Source organism: Saccharothrix espanaensis DSM 44229 (assembly GCF_000328705.1).
Taxonomy (GTDB): Bacteria; Actinomycetota; Actinomycetes; order Mycobacteriales; family Pseudonocardiaceae; genus Actinosynnema; species Actinosynnema espanaense.
In genome coordinates this window covers 3,115,167-3,132,985 of the sequence record NC_019673.1, presented here as the reverse complement: position 1 = coordinate 3,132,985, position 17,819 = coordinate 3,115,167, and the positions used below count along the sequence as shown (strand labels likewise).

Sequence of the window (17,819 nt, the reverse complement as noted above, 5' to 3'; positions counted from 1 at the left end):
CGAACCAGCACCAGCGGGAGTGCCGGGATCCCTCGCGGGGTCCCGGCGGCGATTACTTCCGCGGCTCCTTCGGTGTCGAGGGCGATGCCACGAGCAGCAGGCCCAGCAAGAGCGCACCGGCGGCGTTGGGCTCGGGCAGCGGCGGGTCGGCCACCGCGGACTCCGACTCCACCATCAGCGTGCTCAGTTCCGCGATGTCCGACGGGGTGGCAACGGGCCGGGCCAAGGTGCGAACGGTCATTCCAGACTCCCTCCGAGGGGAGCACCGCGGCAGTCGCCGGACGGTGCCCCGTGAGCGCTTGCCAGCCGAGTTCAGCACAGCCCGGGGCGTACGTCCCGCCGGCGGCGGCGATTCCGGCTCCTACCACCCGTGTAGGTGACAGCGGCTACCCGGAGGAGTTCGCGCTGTCCCAACGACTTCACCCTCCGAAGTCACATCTGTGTCCAGCGTCCCCACGACCCCCAGGTGTCTGCCCGGCTGTCCGCACACCGGACACGTCCGTGCACCCTCACGGCCGGTCCGGCACCAGGACGGCGCCGACCGCCAAGCGGCGGGCGCTGAGCCCGAACATCGCGCGGAAGCTGTCGCTGAAGTGGGCCGAGGAGGCGAACCCGGCTTCGATCGCCGCGGTGGTCAGGTCCTTGCCCGCGCGGGTGGCCCGCGCCACGTGCAGCATCCGCGCCCACAACCGGTAGCGGCGGAAACTGGTCCCGGTGTGCGCGGTGAACAGGTGCTGGAACCGTGACGCGGACAGGTTCACCGCGTCGGCCAGTTGCGCCACGCTCAAGCTCCCGCCGCGCTCGGTGCGCAGAAGTGCCAACGCCGCGCGGATCCGCTCGTCGCGCTGGTCGGCATGGTCGCCGATCTCCAACAGCGACAAGGGATCCGGCGACGCGGCGGCGCGAAGTCCCGCTGCCAGGCGCTGATCGTCCTCGTGGTCGGACAGGATCACCGGCCCCACCCGACCGGTCATCCGGCCGCCGGTCCGCGCCACCCACGGCGAGCCGGGATCGAGGTAGGCGAACACCATCCGGCCGTTCTCGGCGATCAGCCGGTGCCTGGTGCGGGGCGGGATCAACGCGCTGCGCACGAGCCTTTCGTTGCCACCGCAGACGATCGTGAACGGTTCGTCCACCCCCAGCGCGAAGCAGTGCACGGAACCGGAGTGCTCCCGCAACCGCAACGACGGTCCGAAGTAGGCGGCCCGGCCCTGGCCGACCCAGATCGTCGCACAGCTGCGGGAAGAGCACGTTTCTGGAAGTGCCACACCGGTCACGCACGGCATCCTCACACGCGACGAGAGGAACGGGAATGCGAACCCCACCAACCGGTCCGGACGTGATCGTGGCGGCAGCAGCGGAGGAGAACCCATGAGCACGGTCGCCGTCATCGTCGTAGCAGTCTTCTTCCTGGCCATGGGGCTCTACGCGCTTGTCGCGCCGGCCGCCTTGATCCGCCCCTTCCGCCTGGTCGCGGACTCCCCCGAGAGCCGCTCCGAGATCCGGGCCGTCTACGGCGGGTTCGGCGTCGCCGTGGCCGGGGCGCTCGCCGTGGCCGAGTTCCACGGCGGCGACCTCCGCCGGGGCGTCACGCTCACCGTGGCGCTGGCGCTGACCGGCATGGCGGTCGGGCGGGTGGTCTCCCGCCTGGTCGACCGGCCCACGGCGTTCCACCCGGTCTGGTTCTACTGCTGCGTCGAGGTCGTGGCGGGCGGGACGCTGTTCCTGGTCACGTGACCCGGTGGCGGTGGGGCCGCCCGTCGGCGTCGAACGTGAGCCAGGAGCCGTCGCCCAGCGGCCGGATGTCGGCGGCGTCGCGGGACGGGGTGTCGAGCGTCCCGAGGACCCGCCCGGTGGGCACGTCGACCAGGTGGTGGCCGAACCACTCGTCGTCGTCCTCGGTCTCGCCGAAGAGGGCGACCACGGCGGTGTCGGGGTCGAGGAACCCGCCGGCCCACTCCACGCACCCCTCGTCGGGGTCGCGGCCGAACGCGTCCACCTCGAACCGGGCCACCACCTCGCCGGCCGGCCAGGTGTGGAAGGCGACGTCGGTCTGGGAGTGGTCGACGGTCATGAACCGACCGCCGTCCGGGGACAGGCCGACGAGCACCCGATCGCCCCAGGGGTAGGCGGACAGGTCGAGCGCGTCGCCGTCGAGCCGCCCCCGGTAGATCTGGACGCCGTCCTGCCCCTCGCCGACGTCGAGCAGCACGTGCACGCCGTCCGGGTGCGCGAAGTGCCGCCCGCCGTGCCCTTCCGTGCCCAACTCCGCCCGCGCGCGCTCCCGGCCGGTGGCCGCGTCCAGGACGACCCACGCGTCGACGCCGTCACCGCGCCCGGCCATCGCCTCCGGTCGGTACAGCCACACCGATCCGCCGTCCGCGGAGAACGCGCCGTCCACTGTGGCGAGGTAGGCCCTGCGCACGACAGGGCCGAAGTCGAGCCGCCACAGCACAACGCCGGCCGGGTCCACGCAGACCAGTTCACCGTCCGTGGCGTACACCGCCCGACTGAAATCGCCCGCCACGGCGTGGTCGACCGGCTCGACCCCCGACCCCACCGGGAACACGGCCGTCCGCCCACTGGGGAAACCGTGGGCGTGCAACGAACCTGCTTCGAAACGGGTCACCACGACGACGTCGGTCACGTCGGGGAAGACTACTGGCCGGTGAGCCCGGTTTCGGTGACACCCCGGACCAGGTGCCGCTGGAGCAGGACGAACACCAGCACGATCGGCAGGATGGACACCGCCGCCGCCGCGAACAGCAGGGCGACCTTCGGGTTCTGGGCGGTGAGCAGGCTCGACAACGCCACTTGGACGGTCCACGAGGACGAGTCCTGCGCGATGACCAGCGGCCACAGGAACTGGTTCCAGGACGCGATGAAGTCGACGACCGCGACGGCGGCCAGGACACCGGTCGAGTTCGGCAGCACGACGCGCCGGAAGACGCCCCACCGGGACAGCCCGTCCAGCCGGCCCGCTTCTTCCAGCGCCACCGGGAAGTCCCGGAAGTACTGGCGGAACAGGAACACGTTCAGCGCGCTGAACAGGCCGGGCACCACAAGCCCGCGCAGGTCGGAGAGCCAGCCGAGGCTGGATACCACCACGAACGACGGCACGAACGTGACGGCGGTGGGCACCAGCAGCGTCGCCACGATCGCGTACCGCACCACCGGCTCGCCCCGGAACGGGATCCGCGCCAGGCCGTACCCCGCCGGCGCGCACAGCAGGAGTTGGCCCACCGTCTGCAACACCGCGACCACGGTCGAGTTCAGCAGGCTGCGGGCGAACGGGAGCTCGCCGTCGGCGAACACCTGCGGCACGGCGGCCAGGCCGTCCCGGACCAGGACCGCGAACGGCAGCAGGAACAGCACCGCCGCGACCGCCAGCGCGACCCCGCGCGCGACCGTCCCGACAGGATTGCGGTGACCGACCGGCCTCATCGGTCCGCCCTCCGGAACACCCTGCCGGACAACAGCGTCGCCAACGCGATGACCAGGGCCAGCACGACCGCGCCCGCGCTGCCCCGCCCGAGGTCCTGGCCGCCCGAGCCGAGCGAGGTGTAGTACAGGTACACCAGCGGCGGGCGGGCGAACGGCGGGTACCCGCGCGAGTCGCCGAGGATGTTGTAGAACTCGTCGAACGCCTGGTAGGCGTTGATCAGGTTGAGCACCAGCACGGCGACCAGCACACCGCGCAGGCCCGGCAGCGTGACGTGCCGGAACACCTGCCACCCGGGTGACGCGCCGTCGATCCACGCCGCCTCGTACCGCTCGGCCGGGATGCGTTGCAGGGCGGCGATGAACAGGATCAGGTAGAAGCCGACCTGTAGCCACAGCCGGGCGGTGACCAGCACGACCCAGTACAGCGGCGGGTCGACGGTGCCGACCCACGCCTGCGGGTCGACGCCGAACCAGCCCAGCGCGGTGTTCGCCTCCCCGCTGTCCAGCCCGGAGAACAGCGAGGTCTTCCACACCAGCGCCGCCACCACGTAGGAGCACGCGAACGGCAGGAAGAACACCGACCGGAAGAACGCGCGTGCGACCCGGACCTGGTTCACCAGCAGCGCGAGCCCCAGCGACAGCGCCACCGTGACCGGGATGACGAAAGCGGCGAACGCGGTGAACGTGCCGATGCTGTCCAGGAAGGCCCGGTCGGTGAGCACGTCGGCGTAGTTGGCGAACCCGACGAACTCCGTCGGCGTCACGGTGTTGCGCGCGTCGAACAAGCTCAAGTACGCGCTCCACCCGATCGGCACGTAGGTGAAGACCAGCAGTCCGAGGGCGAACGGCCCGACGAACCCCCAGAACGCGAGCGCGGCCCGCCGGCCGGTCACCGGTCGAGCCGGGCGATCTCGGCCCGCGCCACGTCGAGCGCGGCGGTGAGCTCCTCCTTCGCGTCGGCGCCCTGCCGCGCGATCCGGGACACCGCGTCGGACAGCGCGGTGTTCGCCCGCGCCGACCAGCGGGCGGGCGCGGCGATGCGCCCGCTGTCCGTGACGAAACCGACGACTTCCCGGCCTGGCCCGGAACCCAGCCGTTCGGCGCGCTCCGCCAAGCCGCGTCGCGCGGGCAGGTGCGCGCCGAAAGCCGTGGCGAACTCGGTCTGGTGGTCGGTCTGCTCGACCCACAGCCACTTGACGTACGCCTTGGCCGCCTCGACGTCGGCGCTGCGCGCGTTGACCATCGCGCTGTACGCCCCGACCGGCACCGACACGGCCCCGGTGGCGTCGAGGCGCGGGAACGGCAGCACGCCCACGTCGTCACCGTGCGCCGCGGTGATCTTCGGCAGGTTCCACAGGCCGGTCCACTGCATCGCGACCAGCCCGTCCACGAACGCGCCCGGGTCGGCCCAGTCGGTGGGTGCGCCGAGCAGCAGGCCGCCGCCCTGGTTCAGCTCGCGCAGCTTGCCGAACACCGCCGCCGCGCGCGGGTCGTCGAACCCGGGCGCTGTGCCGTCCGCGGACAGGAAGTCGAGGCCCGCCGACCACAGCAGCGGCCCGGTGAGCACGCCGACGCCGCCGTCGTTGCCGGCGAACAGCCCGCGCACCTTCCCGGCGGTGAGCCGTTCCGCGGCGTCGAGCAGCGCGTCGACGGTGGTGGGCGGGGTGACACCGGCCTGCCGGAGCAGGCTCGGCCGGTAGAACAGCACCTGGGTGTCGATGGCCTGCGGGATGCCGTAGAGGCGGCCGTCGACCGTCTGGGAGTCCAGCAGGGTGCGGACGAAGTCGTCCCGCGCGTCACCGAGCAGGTCGTCCAGCGGCACGACCTGCTTCTGCCGCACCCAGTCGACCTTGACCTGCGCCTCGAACACGTCGGGCACGGCGCTGTTCTGGAGCGCGGTGACGATCTTGGAGTCGTAGTCGCCGGGATTCCACTGCACCTCGACCTTCCCGTTCGGGTAGCCGGCGGCGTACCGGCGCACCGCGTCCTGCACCCCGTCCTCGCCGTACGCGTGGTACCAGTGCCGCAACGTGCCGTCGGCGGCCCCGCCCCGCCCGGTGTCCGAGCCACAGGCGGCGAGCCCCAAGAGCCCCGCGACCAGCAGGAACGACCGACGATCCAGCCCAGAACCCATCACACACCCCCGATATCGCCACCCTCACCGGATTATCGGAGCACGACGATCACGTGTCGATCAGGTCCCACTCCGGGGAACACCCTTGCGCATCCCCGCTTCCCGTGCACGACAGCCCTCGGCGAACGCCCGCCCGCCCGGCGCGGGATGGCCCTACGGTGAACCGATGAGCGACCTGCCGAAGAAGTTCGATGACGCCTACCTGGTCATGGAGCGTTCGGAGTGGCTGCGCCGAACGTTCCCCGCCCTCATCGACGCGGACCTGCCGGCGGAGGTGGAGCCGTTCTCGTTCGTCCCGCTGTCCGGCCTGGAGGAGATCGCGGCGGCGGTCGGCCTGGGGCCCGGCGGGCTGCTGGTGGACGTGGCGTGCGGGCGTGGCGGGCCCGGCATGTGGGTGGCCCGCCGGCTCGGAGCGGGCCTGCGCGGCATCGACAGCTCCGCGGTGGCCGTGGCCGCCGCGACCCGGCGGCGTGCGTCCTTCGGGCTGACGGCCGGAGCGCGGTTCTCGGTCGGCGACCTGGCGGCGACCGGGCTGGACGACGGCGTGGCCGACGCGGTGATGTGCGTCGACGCGTTCCAGTTCGCCGCCGACCACGACCTGGTCGCGCGCGAGCTGCGCCGGGTCCTGCGTCCCGGCGGCCGGCTCGTGCTGACCTGCTGGGAGGCGCGCGAGCCCGGCGATCCCGGCGTCGTGGCGCGGTTCGCGGACCTGCGCTGCGGCGATGTGCTGCGCCGCACCGGGTTCGTCGACGTCGAGGTGGCCGAGCGGCCCGCGTGGGAGCAGCGCAGGCGGGCCGTGTACGAGGCGGTCCTCGCCACACCCCCAGCCGACGCCCCAGACCCGACCGACGCCCCAGACCTGACCGACGACTCCAGCCCGACCGACGATCCCGGCCTGGCCGTGATCCGGTCCGAGGCCGCCTCCGCCCTGCCCCAGATGCCCAGGATCCGACGCGTGCTCGTCACCGCCGCCTCCCCGTCCTGACCCTGACGACCACGACCCCGGCCACCACCCGAGCACGGGTGGTGGCCGGTCCGCGGTCGGATCTTCAGCAGTGGAAGTCGCCCGGCGGGATCCACGGGTGCCCGACCGGGAAGACCCGGCCGTCCGGGCTGTACTGCCGGCCCATCACGTTGCTCCAGTCGCCCGCGCCCAGCTGGAAGTCGTGCGGCCAGTACTGGTCCCACACCGCCGTCTTCTCGGTCCGGTCGGTGCCGAACACGTTGTCCGGGTAGCCCCGGATCACGTAACCCAGGTACTCGTCCCGCCGGACCACCGTGTTCCCGGCCGCGTCCGCGTCCGCCGCGGCCGTCAGGATCGCGCCGGCGATGTGGTCGACGTGGTCGCGGTCCGGGACCGGGTCCCGGTGCCCGAGGCTGTTCTGGCTGCGGATCAGGTTCGGCTGCGCGGTGGTGATGATGGCGCGCAGCATCGCCACGAACGAAGCCCGCGTGTACGAGGCCCGGCCGTCGATCGGCTGGGCGACGTAGGTGGAGCTGTTCACCATCCGGGCGAGGTCACCGCACTGGTCGCTGCCACCCGCCGCGTGGATGAACGTGAACACCAGCCGCACGTTCGTGCCGTCGAGCGTGTTGGTGGCGACCTGGCGACCGTTGAACGTCATCGCCTGGTAGGTCCAGTTGTTCGGCTTGTCGGCGGCCCGCGCGTACGCCGCCCGAACCCCCTGGATCCGCTTGTCCGCGTACGGCAACCCGCACTCCTGGAACCCCTCACCGCACGGCAACTCCCCCGCCGTCAGGTACACGACCCAGACGTTGTCACCGTTCTTGATGTCGTTGAGGATGTCCGGATTCATGAACAGCAGGTCGTCATCCTGGTGAGCCACGAAGCTCACCGTCGTCACCACCGCCCCCGCCGAAGCCGGCGCGGCCACCAACGCCACCGCCAGTCCCAACGCCGCCAACACCCGTGCGATCCGCTTCACTTCCCCCACCTTCCAGAGCTCTCCGGTCCTGCTCCACGACGTCGGCCTCTCAGCCGTTCGCCGCCCGCAGGAGCCCGACGCCTTCCGGCCCGGCCAGCCTCGGGTGCAGCCGGCGCACCATCGCGGCCTGCGACTCCAGGCTCTGTTCGAGCCCGCGCACCGTGTTCGCGCTCGAACGAACCGCCTGCGGTGGCCCCAGACCGGCGGCCGGCACCAGGGCCGCGACCTCCGCGCTCAGCCGGCCGACGATCGCCACGACAGCGATCCGGTGCTCCAGCCGGTCCAGCACCACCAGGTACCCGACGGGGTCGTCCCCGTAGGTCACCGTCGACGTCTCGTCCTCCGGGTCGTACCGCGGACCGGTCAACCCCCACTCGTCCACCAGGAACCCGAAGGCCTGGAACGTGACCGGGTGGAAGTTGTCACCCACACCGCCCGAGCGCTTCTTCCCCACGTCGGTCAGCCTTCCTCACCCGCGCCTCGGCCGCACCTTGACCACCCGCCAGTAGTCGTCCACCTGCTCCCAGCCGAAGCCCTTGTCCTTCAGGTACTTCACCTCGCGCTGGAAGACGTTGCCCCCCGCGTAGACCGGGGCGTCCGGGTTGGTGACGATCCGCACCTCACCGGGTCGGGAGAGGGCGGTGTCGAGGAACCTCTTGTTCCGGGTCCAGTTCCAGCCGCCGACGCCGCTGCGGCCGTCGTCCATCGTGCCCCTGATGTTGAGGCGGTCCCGGTCGAAGTCCTGGTCGCTGTGCCGCTGCTCGTACGCGTTGATGTCGGCGGTCTTGCCCAACACCGTCACGACGCCGCACTGGGCGTCGTCCTGGTCGTCCTCGTTGTGGACCAGGACGTCCAGCAGGCCCACGTGGTACGTGTGCAGGCCGTCGACGGTCAGGTTGTGGACGCGCAGGGCGTCGGCGGACGGCGTGGTGCCGACGACCGTGGCCGGGCGGTGGTCCGCTGTTTCGAAGGTGAAGCCCGGTCGCAGGTCTTCGGCGTCGACCCACTTCTGGAGGGACTCGACCCAGAACGGGTGTTCGTCCGTGGCCACGATCGTGTCCGTGCCCGTGTCCGTTCGGATCGTCACGCGGTAGTTCAGCCGCTCCGACTCGTGCGACCTCGTGTCCGTGACGGTCCGCACGCCCTGTTCGCCCGTGGTCGGGTCGGTCGCCAGGACCTCGTCGCCGACCTTCACGTCCCGGATCGGCTTGCGCGTGCCGTCCGCCATCAGGACCGGGGTGTCGCCCGCGAAGCTGTTGCGGTCGAAGCTGATCGGGCAGCTCCCGCTCGCCTCGCCCCTGGACCGGTGGCCCGCGTCCTTCGCGGCGCCGTTGCCCCGCTTGCGGGACGGGCCGGTGAGGCTGAGCAGGTCGCCCAGGCCGGGGACCTGGCTGTTGGCGAAGTCGGACACCACCTGCTCGCCGACGGACTGGATGACGCTGGTCCCCGGCTTGATGATGGTGGCCTTGACGGTCTCCCAGACCTTGTTGACGTCCTGGACGTTCTCCGCCAGCGCCGAGACCTTGCGGGCAGGCACGTTCGCCGCCGACGACACCAGGTCCTTCAGGGCGATCCGGGGCTTGAGGGCCGCCTGGAGCACCGGCAGGGGGTTGTGGCGGGCCGCGTAGGAGATGGCCGCCTTGGCACGCGCGGTCACGGCCTCCATCGCCGCCCGCCGGGCCGCCGCCGCGGCCGCTGCCGCCGCTGCCCGCTTCGCCGCCACCTGCGCCGCCGACTGCGCGGCCTGCTTCGCCGCCGTCTTGGCGAAGTCGCCCGCGTTGCGCCGACCGGCTCCGGCGAGGTCGTCGCCGTACTTGCGCGCCCCGCCCGCGACGTCGTCGGCGTACCGGCCCGCCCCGGCGACGTCGTCGGCGCGCCGACCGGCCTGCCGGCCCGCCCCGATCAGGTCGTCGCCGTACTTGTACAGGTACTTGGCACCCTTGGCGAGCTTGCCGAACGGGATGAAGTTCGAGGCCGCCCAGAAGAAGTTGCCCCAGCTCGGTTCGCGGATGAAGTTGGCGATGTCGTTGTAGCCCGAGACCTCCTTGACCACCTCCACCGCGACCGAGGCGGCCTTCTTCACGCCGTCCCAGATACCGCCCCAGTTCGGCCAGTGGCCGTCCGGGTCGACCAGGTCCAGCGGCCGGCCCGCGCCGTAGGTGTAGCGGTTGAACAGCGCCGACGGCCCCGAGCCCGCCGAGACCGAGTCGCGCGAGACGAACCCGCCGGAGCCCGGCTCGTACCACCGCGCGCCCATGTTCACCAGGCCGCTCGACGGGTCGGTCCAGTCACCCTGGAAACCGACCTGGCGCTGTTGGCCGCTGGTCGCGGTGGTCTTGCCGAACGGGTCGAACGCGGCCGAGTCGGCGATGCCGGTGCCGGCCGGGTCGAGGCCGCCGACGACGTCACCGTGCTTGTCGGCCACGGTCAGCCGCTGCTGCCCGCCCTGGCCCAGCGACACCAGCTCGCCGGCCACGCCGCGACCGTACGTCGAGTCGCCGTCGGACACCGCGTCGATGTCGAACCCCGCGTAGGAGAACGACTTCGCGCCCCGGTTCACCGGCCGGTCCAGCCCGTCGTACTGGTACTCGGTCGCGCCGACCTTGGTCATCCGGTCGAAGGCGTCGAACGAGAACTGCTCCGTCAGGCCGGAACTGGTCCGCGAGTCGCGGGTGCCGCGCGCCGAGTAGGTGTAGGTGTAGTCGCCGTCGGAGAGCAAGCGGTTGCGCTCGTCGTACGCCGCCGTCTTGGCCCCGTTGCGGGTGCGGTTGCCGGAGGCGTCCCAGCCGTACTCGGTGGTCTGCCCGCCGACGGTCCACGACTTGAGCCGGTTGGCGTGGTCGTAGGCGTAGGTGTTGTCGCCCGCGCCCGCCAGGCCGGAGGTGAGCTTGCGGGTGAGGCGGTCGTTGTTGTCGTACTCGTAGCTCAGCGAGGACAGCGTGGCGCCGCCCGAGTCCTTGAGCACGTCGGTCTTCTGCCGGCCCAGCCCGTCGTAGTCGAACGTGCGGGTGCGGCTCGTGCCGTACTGGAGGGTCTTGAGCTGGCCGGCCTCGTTGTAGCCGTAGGTCAGGCCGGTGCCGGTCACGCCGTCGGTGACGGTCTTGAGCCGCCCCTTGTCGTAGCTGAACCCGGTGGTGCCGGCGGCGTCGGTGCGGCTGGTGAGCCGGCCGTCGCCGTCGTAGGCGTAGCTCGCCGTGCCCGAGGGTCCGCCCGCGGTCAGCAGCCCGCCGCGATCGTTGTAGTCGTAGGTGTTGCGCCCGCCGGGGGCGTCGACCTCCTTGATGCGGCCGGCCTCGTCGTAGACCCGCGCCCGCTCGGCGGTCGGGGCCGCGGTGCCGGTGCCGGTCTCCTTGACCAGGCGGTCCAGGAAGTCGTACTGCCGTTCCCGGGTGACGCCGCCGGGCGCGGTCAGCTTGGTGGCGTTGCCCGCCGCGTCGTAGACCGAGGTCCACGTGCGGTCGGCCGCGTTCGGGTGGGCGGTGGTGGCCGGTTCGACCACCGACTCCGGCCGGTTCCACGCGTTGTAGGTGGTGATGAACTTGTTGCCGCGCCCGTCGGTGTACCGGGTCCGGTTGCCGCGCGGGTCGTAGCCGGTCGACGTGGTGATCGACTCGGTGTCCGACACCGGCTCGACCTGCTGCTTGAGCCGGCTGAGCGCGTCGTAGGAGTAGGTGGACGTGCGGTTCATCGCGTCGGTGGCGGTGAGCACGTTGCCCGCGGCGTCGTGGGTGTAGGAGCTGCGGCGCAGTTGCTGGCCCTGGCCGTCGAGGCTGAGCTGGTTGGTCAGCCGGTTGGCCGCGTCGTAGCGCAGGTAGCTGGTGCGCCCCAGCGCGTCGCGCTGCCACACCGCCCGGCCGAGGCCGTCGTAGCCGTAGCGCACGGTCACGTTGGCCGGGTCGGTCGCGGTGATCCGCTGGCCCAGCGCGTCGTAGGTGTAGGTGGTGGAGTCACCGGACGGCGTGGTCGACTTCAGCAGCTCGCCCGCGTCGTTGTAGTCCAGCTTGGTGGTGTACGCGGCGGCGGTCGGCTTGCGCTCCAACGACGTCTGGGTGACCTTGCGGCCCAACGAGTCGTAGGTCGACTCGACGCGCGCGCCGGTCGGGTCGGTGGCCGAGAGCTGTTCGCCGTTGTGCGTGTAGCTGTACTTCCAGGTCCCGCCGACCTCGGTGGCGTTGTCCGCCTTGGGGTCCTGGCGCTCCACGACCCGGCCGAGCTGGTCGAACCGGAACCGGGTGACGCCGCCGCGCGGCGAGGTGACCTCGACGGCGTTGCCGACCGCGTCGTACTTGGTGGTGACCACGCCCTTGATCGGGCCGGTCGCGCCCGGCGCGGTGTAGTCGGCGGTCTCGGCGGTGAGGACCCGGCCGACCTTGTCGTGGGTCTGGCGGGTGGTGTTGCCGTTCTCGTCCTTGACCGCGACCTCGTCGCCGAAGGTGTCGAACCCGACGAGCGTCTCCGGCCGGGTCGTGGTGGCCGCGCCGCCGCCGGTCTCCACCGACACCGGGGGCAGCTTGACCGCGACCTGACGCTCGTTCTCGTCGTAGCGGTACTCGGTGGTGAACGCGGCCGGGTCCGCGCCGGCGACGTTGCCGCGCGGCTCGGTCTCGGCGACCATCAGGCCCCGCTTGTCGTACCGGCGGGTGGTGGTCAGCGACGTGGCACCGAACTGGATCTTCTCGCTGGTCTGGTTGCCGACGTTGTCGTAGGTGTAGTCGACGGTGCTGTGCGCGGTGGTCACCATGCCCGGCGTGTTGGAACCGTTGCCGGAGCGCAGGATCTGGGTCACGTTGCCGTTGGTGTCGTACTGGTAGGCGGTGCGCCGCGACAGACCGCCCGGGTCGGCGATCGACTCGGTGACCCGGCCGACCTCGTTCACCGCGAACGTGGTGACCTTGCCGTTCGGGCCGGTGCGCTTGACCAGGTTGCCCGCGCCGTCGTACTCGTTGTGCTCCAGCACGACCCGGCGCGTGGAGCCGTCCGGGTTGGGCACCTCGGCGAGCACCCGGAAGACCAGGCCGCTGGGCGTGTACTCGTAGATCGTTCTGCGGCCCATGGCGTCGGCCTTGCGGACCAGCCGCCCGCCCAGGTCGTAGGTGTTCGCCTCGACGACCAGCAACTGGCCGTTGTCCGGGGTCTCCACCTCGCCCAGCCCGCCGGAGATCGGCTTGCCGTGCCAGCCGCGCAGCCGCACCTCGGCGACCTTGTTGCGGGCGGTGTAGGCGTACTCGATCCGGGTGCCGTTGGCGTCGACCACCCACGTGCGGTTGCCGAACGAGTCGTAGCCGTAGGTGGTCTTCGCGCCGGTGGCGTCGGTGACCGAGTCCTGCCGGCCGCGGTCGTCGTAGGTGTAGGAGGTGGTGCGCGTCTGGTCGCCGCCGGTGAGGTCGGCGACCTCGACCTTCTCCGGCAACCCGTCGACGGTGAACGTCGTCTTGGTGTGCTTGGTGTGCTTGACGTTCGTGATCGCGGTGGTGACCGCGGCGTCGGTGACCTCCACGACCTTGTTGCGCTCGTCGTAGGTGTACTTGGTCTCCAGGCCCGCCGGGTGGGTGTCGGAGATCTCGGTCTCGCCGGTCTTGCGGCCCAGCAGGTCGTACCTGTACTTGGTGATCCGCCCGGACGCCTCGGCGTCGGTGCGCCCCGGTTCCGTGGTGGAGGCCAGGTCGCCGTTGGCGAAGTACCGGTAGGTCGTCTGCTTGCCGCGCGCGTCCTTCGTGGTCTTGAGCAGGCCGGCGGGCTCGTTGCCGCCGCCCTCGGCGGCCGTCGTGCCGTCGGTGTAGGTGTGCACGACGGTCGTGCCGTCGGGCATCGTCTGCTTGAGCAGCTCGCCGCGCGTGTCGTACTCGGAGGAGGTGACGAACCGCGCGTCGGTCGGGCCGGTCGAGCGGCCGTCGCGCGAGGTGAGCTGCTTGTCGATGCGCGGGTCGGTGTCGTTGACGCCGCCCGGCGCGGGCTCGTGGTAGGTGAAGTGCTCGGTGTCGCAGACGCCCGGCGCGCGGCAGGTCCTGCGGGACTTCACGTTGCCGCGCTTGTCGTTGACCAGCTCGACCTGGTGGCCGTTCTCGTCGGTGATGGTCTGCTGGAAGCCCGCCGAGTCGTAGTCGTAGGTGCGCACGCCGACGCCCTGGACGGGGCCGCCCTGCCAGTTCGGGTTGTTGGTGCCCTGCCCGCCGCAGTAGACCGGCGTGCCGTCGGGGTTCGTGGTCTGCCCGGTGCACGGCGGTGCGGTGGACGGTGTGGTCGGCACGACCGACGGGTCGGGTCTGTCCTCGAGCCGGGTGCCGACGCCGAGCGGCGCGACGAACCGGATGATCCGGCCGCGGACCGGGTCGTAGTCGAAGAAGTGCGACCGGTTGCCGGGGTCGGTGACCTCGATGGTGCGCACCAGGTTGCGGACGGTGCGGCCCTGCGCGTCCTGCTCCTCGGTGCCGCTCACGTTGGGCCGGCCGAGCTTCCACCGGCCGCCGTCGGAGTCGGTGTAGTCGCGCAGCCGGTCGTCGGTGGTGTCGTAGGCCAGTTCGGCGGTGGTCCGCCCGCTGGGCAGGGTGATCCTGGTGAGCTGGTCGGAGTGCTCACGCGCCGTGAAGTGGGCGCGGGCCGCCTCTTCGCCCAGCGGGTGCTGGTAGATCGCGACCTCGTCGATCTGGCCGGTGAAGTGCTTCTTGCCCTCCCCGGGCCACCAGCCGTGCGGGGCCCAGTCCGCCGGGCCGACCACGTGCGACGCGCCGATCTGGCCGAAGTTGAGCAGGCTGTCGTCGATCTCCCCCGCCGACGTGCCGACCTTCGCCCCGTCCAGGAACAGGTTCTGCACCGCCAACGACCCGGACAGCACCACGTGGTGCCAGTTCCCGTCGTTCACCGCGGCCGCACTCGTGATCGGGTCGACGCGACCGTGCCAGAACTGGCCGCGCAGCTTGCCGTCCTTGTCCACGTACAGCACCGGCACCGCGCCGATCGGGTCCCGGTCGAACGCCGCCCGCTGGAAGCCGACCAGCGGACCGCCGGACGTGGTCTTGAACCACAGCTCCACCGACAGGTCACGGGACTTCTTGATCGCCCCGTCGGGCAGCTTCACGTACGACGACGTGCCGTTGAACGTCGTCGCGGTGTCCGCCGTGCCGTTCAACGCGCCCGGCGCGCCCAACTGGGTGCCCCGGTGCGCGCCCTTGTCCTTGCCCAGGTTGGTCGCGACCTGGCTGACCGCGTCCTCCCCCGACCCCTCGCCGAGCCGCCAGTACGAGTCCGGCTTCGAGTCCAGCACCGCGCTGCGGTAGTGCGAGCCGTTGTCGTAGTCGTACTTGGTGCAGGCGTTCTTCGGGTCGCAGACCTCGGTCAGCCGGTCGCCGAAGTACTTGTAGGTCCACTTGATCGCCGTGCCGCCCGTCACCGGCGGGTCCGTGCGGACCTCGGTGACGTGGTTGCCGGTCCACGTGAAGTACAGCGTGCGGTTGCCGGAGGCCCGGCTGATGGCCCGCTTGAGCTTGCTGTCGGGGCCGTAGTCGAACTCGACCACCCGGCCCGCGTTGTCGTGGATGGTGATCAGGCGGCCGTCGAACTCGCGGAACGTGTAGACCGTGTTCGCCTTGTCCACCAGCACGTAGTTGTGCGCGGGCAGCACCACGTCCTGGTAGAAGGTCGCGAACCGGCCCGGCGGCGGGTCGAAGCTGCCGTCGGCGGCGTTGCGCCCGAACCGGACCTGCTGACCGTCGGGGTAGGTCACCACGACGTTGCCGGAGCCGTCCTTGTCCGGCACCACCCGCATGTCGTACCGGGTCGACCAGCCCGCGCCGAACAACGAGTCCTTGCGCGGGTCGAGGCTGTTGTACGTGCGGGCCACGTTCAGCTCCGGCCCGCTCACGCCGAGCGCGACGTCCACCGCGCCCGTCGTGTAGTTGCCGATCTGCGGGTCGAAGTCGAGGTCGCCCGCGCTGTAAGGCGCGCCGCCCAGGTGCGAGGTGATGTCCGGCTGCGGCACGGCCGTGAGCAGGGCGCTGAACGGCAACGCCTCGCTGCGGGTACCGCTCGGGTCCACCGCCCACGCCCGCCAGTGGTAGGTCTCGCTCCACTGCAACCGTCCACTGGGGACGGTCCAGGTCTTGGACGTCGAGCGCGGGCCCAGGGTGCACGCGCCGGTGCTCGGCGACCCGTCCAGGTTGCTGTTGCAGACCTCGAACTCGTACTGCACCGACGTGTTGTTCGGCGCGTCCACGTCCACCGCGTCCGCCCACAGCTGCGGCGTCAACGTCGGCGCGGAGTGCCCCGCCGGCGGGTACTGCGCCTTCACCACCGGCGGCAGCTCGAACATCGTCAACGACAGCCGCGCCGGCGGGATCTGCTCGTCGGTGAAGTAGGTGCTGTTGTGCACCATGCTGAAGTCGAGCAGGTAGTCACCGGGGTTGGCGAACCGGTAGACGTTGGCGTCCAACGTGATCGTGTCACCCGGCGGCACGTTGCGGTCCAGCGCCGCCGACTCCCGCGAGTCCACCGGACGGCCGTCGGCGGTGAACGCCCGGTAGGCCAGCTTGAACGCACCCGGCGTCCACGTCTGCGAACCCCGGTTCGTCACCGCGATCCGCACCTTGCCGTCCTGCTGCCGGTGCACCGGCGGCTCCGGCACACCCCGCTCGATCCGGTAGGAGGCGTTGTACGGCGTGTGGGTCACGAACAGGCGCGGCGGGTTGGCCGTGCCCGCGCCGGCGAAGGTCTTGGAGCTGCGGACGGCCTTGACCGCGAGGCCGTTGTTCGCCCCGCCGGTCACCCAGGACTGCACGAGGTCGCGGCCGCCGTCGCCCAGGTCGATCATGTCGGCCGCGAGCGGGCAAGCCGAGTGGGACTGGCCCAGCGCCACGTAGCCGTGCGCGAACGACGCCGAGCCGAGCACCCCGCCGGTCGGCGGGTGGCCGGAGCCCACGGCGCTCCAGGAGCCGGTGATCGGGTGGACGGTGACCGGCTCGGGGCGGCACGAGGGCGCGCCGTAGCTGGTCAGGTAGAGCTGGGCGTCGAAGATCCGGTGCCCGCCCAGGCCGATGTCGTCGAACTTCAGGTACATCGCGCTGCCGTTGCCGACCGGGAGCTCCGGGCCGGTGTTGTGGCTGCCGCCGGAGGTGGAGATGGCCGCGTTCGCGGTCACGCCGTGCACCGACGGGTCGACCAGCACCGGGTAGGCGCGGGCCGGGTCGCGCAGCCAGGCGTCGTCCAGCGTGACCACCAGGGCGTCGCCGGTCACCTCGTAGCGGACGTCGTAGGACGTGGCGGGCGTCTCGGCCCGGGAGTCGGTCATGAACCCGGCGGGGATGCGCGCCTTCTCCTGGCCGGCGGAGTCGACCAGGGCCACGCCGCCGCCGTCGGCGCGGGCGGTGAGCCCCTTGAGCCGCAACGGGAACACCCAGCGCCGGGGCGCGTCGGGCGAGTTCAGGACGAGGGTTTCCTTCACGCCGCCGGGCAGCACGTCCAACCGCAGGTCGGTGTGGTCGGCGACGCCGGCGTAGGTGGCGGTGCTGCCCGCCACCCGGGCGGGCGCGGGCCGGGTGCCCGCCAGGCCGAACGAGAACTCGTGGTCGCCGGACAGCCGCACCCGGACGAACGGCGCCTCGGAGGCCGTCGGGCCGAACCGGGTGTCGACCTGGTCGGCGGTGTTGCGCCAGCCGTCGCCGTCGGCGACCAGCCGGGTGTCGATCGGCTGCCAGGACCCGTCGGCCGCCCGGTAGTTGACCGGGGACTGGCTGAACTCGGTGGTCACCGTGCCGTCGGTGTTGCGGAAGCTGCGGGAACCGGCCTGCCGGAGCCCGGTGTCCTCCTTCGAGGTCGCCGCGTCGAAGCCCGTGCGGGTCGACGGCGCCTCGACCTCGCGCGCCTCGTTCGCGCGCGGCCGGTCGGAGTGGAAGGCGGGCTGCGGGTGCTTCGCGAGCTCCGACTTCGGCAGCGCGCGGTTGGTGCTCTCGCCCTCGACCTCGTGCGGCTGGTCCTGCGCCGAGCCCCAGGTCTGGTCGGGCGCGGACTCGCCCGGGTCACCCCCGTCCGCGCTGTTCCCGAGGACCGGGAGCAGCGGGACCACGCTCGGCGCGACCGCGCCGAGAAAGACCACGAGCACCATTCCGAGGACGGCGAGCACACGCCCGCGGCGCGATCGCGGCAGACGGATGCGGGCACGCCGAATACGGCCATCGGCCATTGTGGTAATCCCCCCGTGCCAGGCGGTGGGCAGCACTCCGGCCTGCGCACCGATTCCTACGGAAAGGACGCAACCACAAACCGGGACCCGTCACAAGGTCCGAGCGGAGCAGGTGATCAGCATG

At 71.6% G+C, this 17,819-nt stretch carries 11 protein-coding genes; 2 read left to right on the top strand and 9 right to left on the bottom strand.

Going from position 1 to position 17,819, the window contains the following annotated elements:
- Window positions 1-52: 52 nt before the first annotated feature.
- Both BN6_RS14290 and BN6_RS14285 read right to left on the bottom strand, forming a co-directional pair.
- Window positions 53-241 carry a hypothetical protein gene (locus BN6_RS14290; RefSeq protein WP_015100365.1) on the bottom strand — a complete coding sequence of 63 codons (189 nt, stop codon included), beginning with the start codon at window positions 239-241 and terminating at the stop codon, window positions 53-55.
- 268 nt (window positions 242-509) lie between these two features.
- Window positions 510-1,268: an AraC family transcriptional regulator gene (locus tag BN6_RS14285; protein WP_197540271.1), complete on the bottom strand. Its 759-nt coding sequence runs from the start codon at window positions 1,266-1,268 to the stop codon at window positions 510-512.
- Between the two features lie 103 nt (window positions 1,269-1,371).
- Between BN6_RS14285 and BN6_RS14280 the strand changes: the two genes are divergently transcribed.
- Entirely contained in the window at window positions 1,372-1,737 is a 366-nt protein-coding gene (locus tag BN6_RS14280) for a DUF4345 domain-containing protein (protein WP_015100363.1), read from the top strand.
- Here BN6_RS14280 and BN6_RS14275 read toward each other — a convergent pair.
- From BN6_RS14275 to BN6_RS14260, 4 genes are read right to left on the bottom strand one after another with little or no spacing between them, the layout of a single operon-like run.
- Window positions 1,730-2,647 (bottom strand): hypothetical protein, encoded by a 918-nt coding sequence (locus BN6_RS14275; RefSeq protein WP_041312781.1) that lies wholly within the window; start codon window positions 2,645-2,647, stop codon window positions 1,730-1,732. The genes BN6_RS14280 and BN6_RS14275 overlap by 8 nt on opposite strands.
- Window positions 2,648-2,658: 11 nt before the next feature.
- Window positions 2,659-3,444: a carbohydrate ABC transporter permease gene (locus tag BN6_RS14270; protein WP_015100361.1), complete on the bottom strand. Its 786-nt coding sequence runs from the start codon at window positions 3,442-3,444 to the stop codon at window positions 2,659-2,661.
- Entirely contained in the window at window positions 3,441-4,337 is an 897-nt protein-coding gene (locus tag BN6_RS14265) for a carbohydrate ABC transporter permease (RefSeq protein ID WP_015100360.1), read from the bottom strand. The genes BN6_RS14270 and BN6_RS14265 overlap by 4 nt, the downstream gene beginning before the upstream one ends.
- The gene (locus BN6_RS14260; protein ID WP_015100359.1) at window positions 4,334-5,578 is read right to left on the bottom strand and encodes an ABC transporter substrate-binding protein; all 1,245 of its coding nucleotides are present in this window, start codon (window positions 5,576-5,578) and stop codon (window positions 4,334-4,336) included. The genes BN6_RS14265 and BN6_RS14260 overlap by 4 nt, the downstream gene beginning before the upstream one ends.
- Before the next feature lie 166 nt (window positions 5,579-5,744).
- Between BN6_RS14260 and BN6_RS41905 the strand changes: the two genes are divergently transcribed.
- The gene (locus BN6_RS41905; RefSeq protein WP_015100358.1) at window positions 5,745-6,563 is read left to right on the top strand and encodes a class I SAM-dependent methyltransferase; all 819 of its coding nucleotides are present in this window, start codon (window positions 5,745-5,747) and stop codon (window positions 6,561-6,563) included.
- Window positions 6,564-6,627: 64 nt separating this feature from the next.
- Here BN6_RS41905 and BN6_RS14250 read toward each other — a convergent pair whose 3' ends face one another.
- The 3 genes from BN6_RS14250 to BN6_RS49575 are packed head-to-tail and all read right to left on the bottom strand — an operon-like array spanning window position 6,628 to window position 17,617.
- Complete coding sequence (locus BN6_RS14250) at window positions 6,628-7,524, bottom strand: PIG-L family deacetylase (RefSeq protein ID WP_041312779.1); 897 nt, start codon at window positions 7,522-7,524, stop codon at window positions 6,628-6,630.
- A 49-nt stretch (window positions 7,525-7,573) separates the two neighbouring features.
- Window positions 7,574-7,978: a hypothetical protein gene (locus BN6_RS14245; protein WP_015100356.1), complete on the bottom strand. Its 405-nt coding sequence runs from the start codon at window positions 7,976-7,978 to the stop codon at window positions 7,574-7,576.
- A 15-nt stretch (window positions 7,979-7,993) separates the two neighbouring features.
- Complete coding sequence (locus tag BN6_RS49575; RefSeq protein ID WP_051075562.1) at window positions 7,994-17,617, bottom strand: RHS repeat-associated core domain-containing protein; 9,624 nt, start codon at window positions 17,615-17,617, stop codon at window positions 7,994-7,996.
- Window positions 17,618-17,819 lie beyond the last annotated feature (202 nt).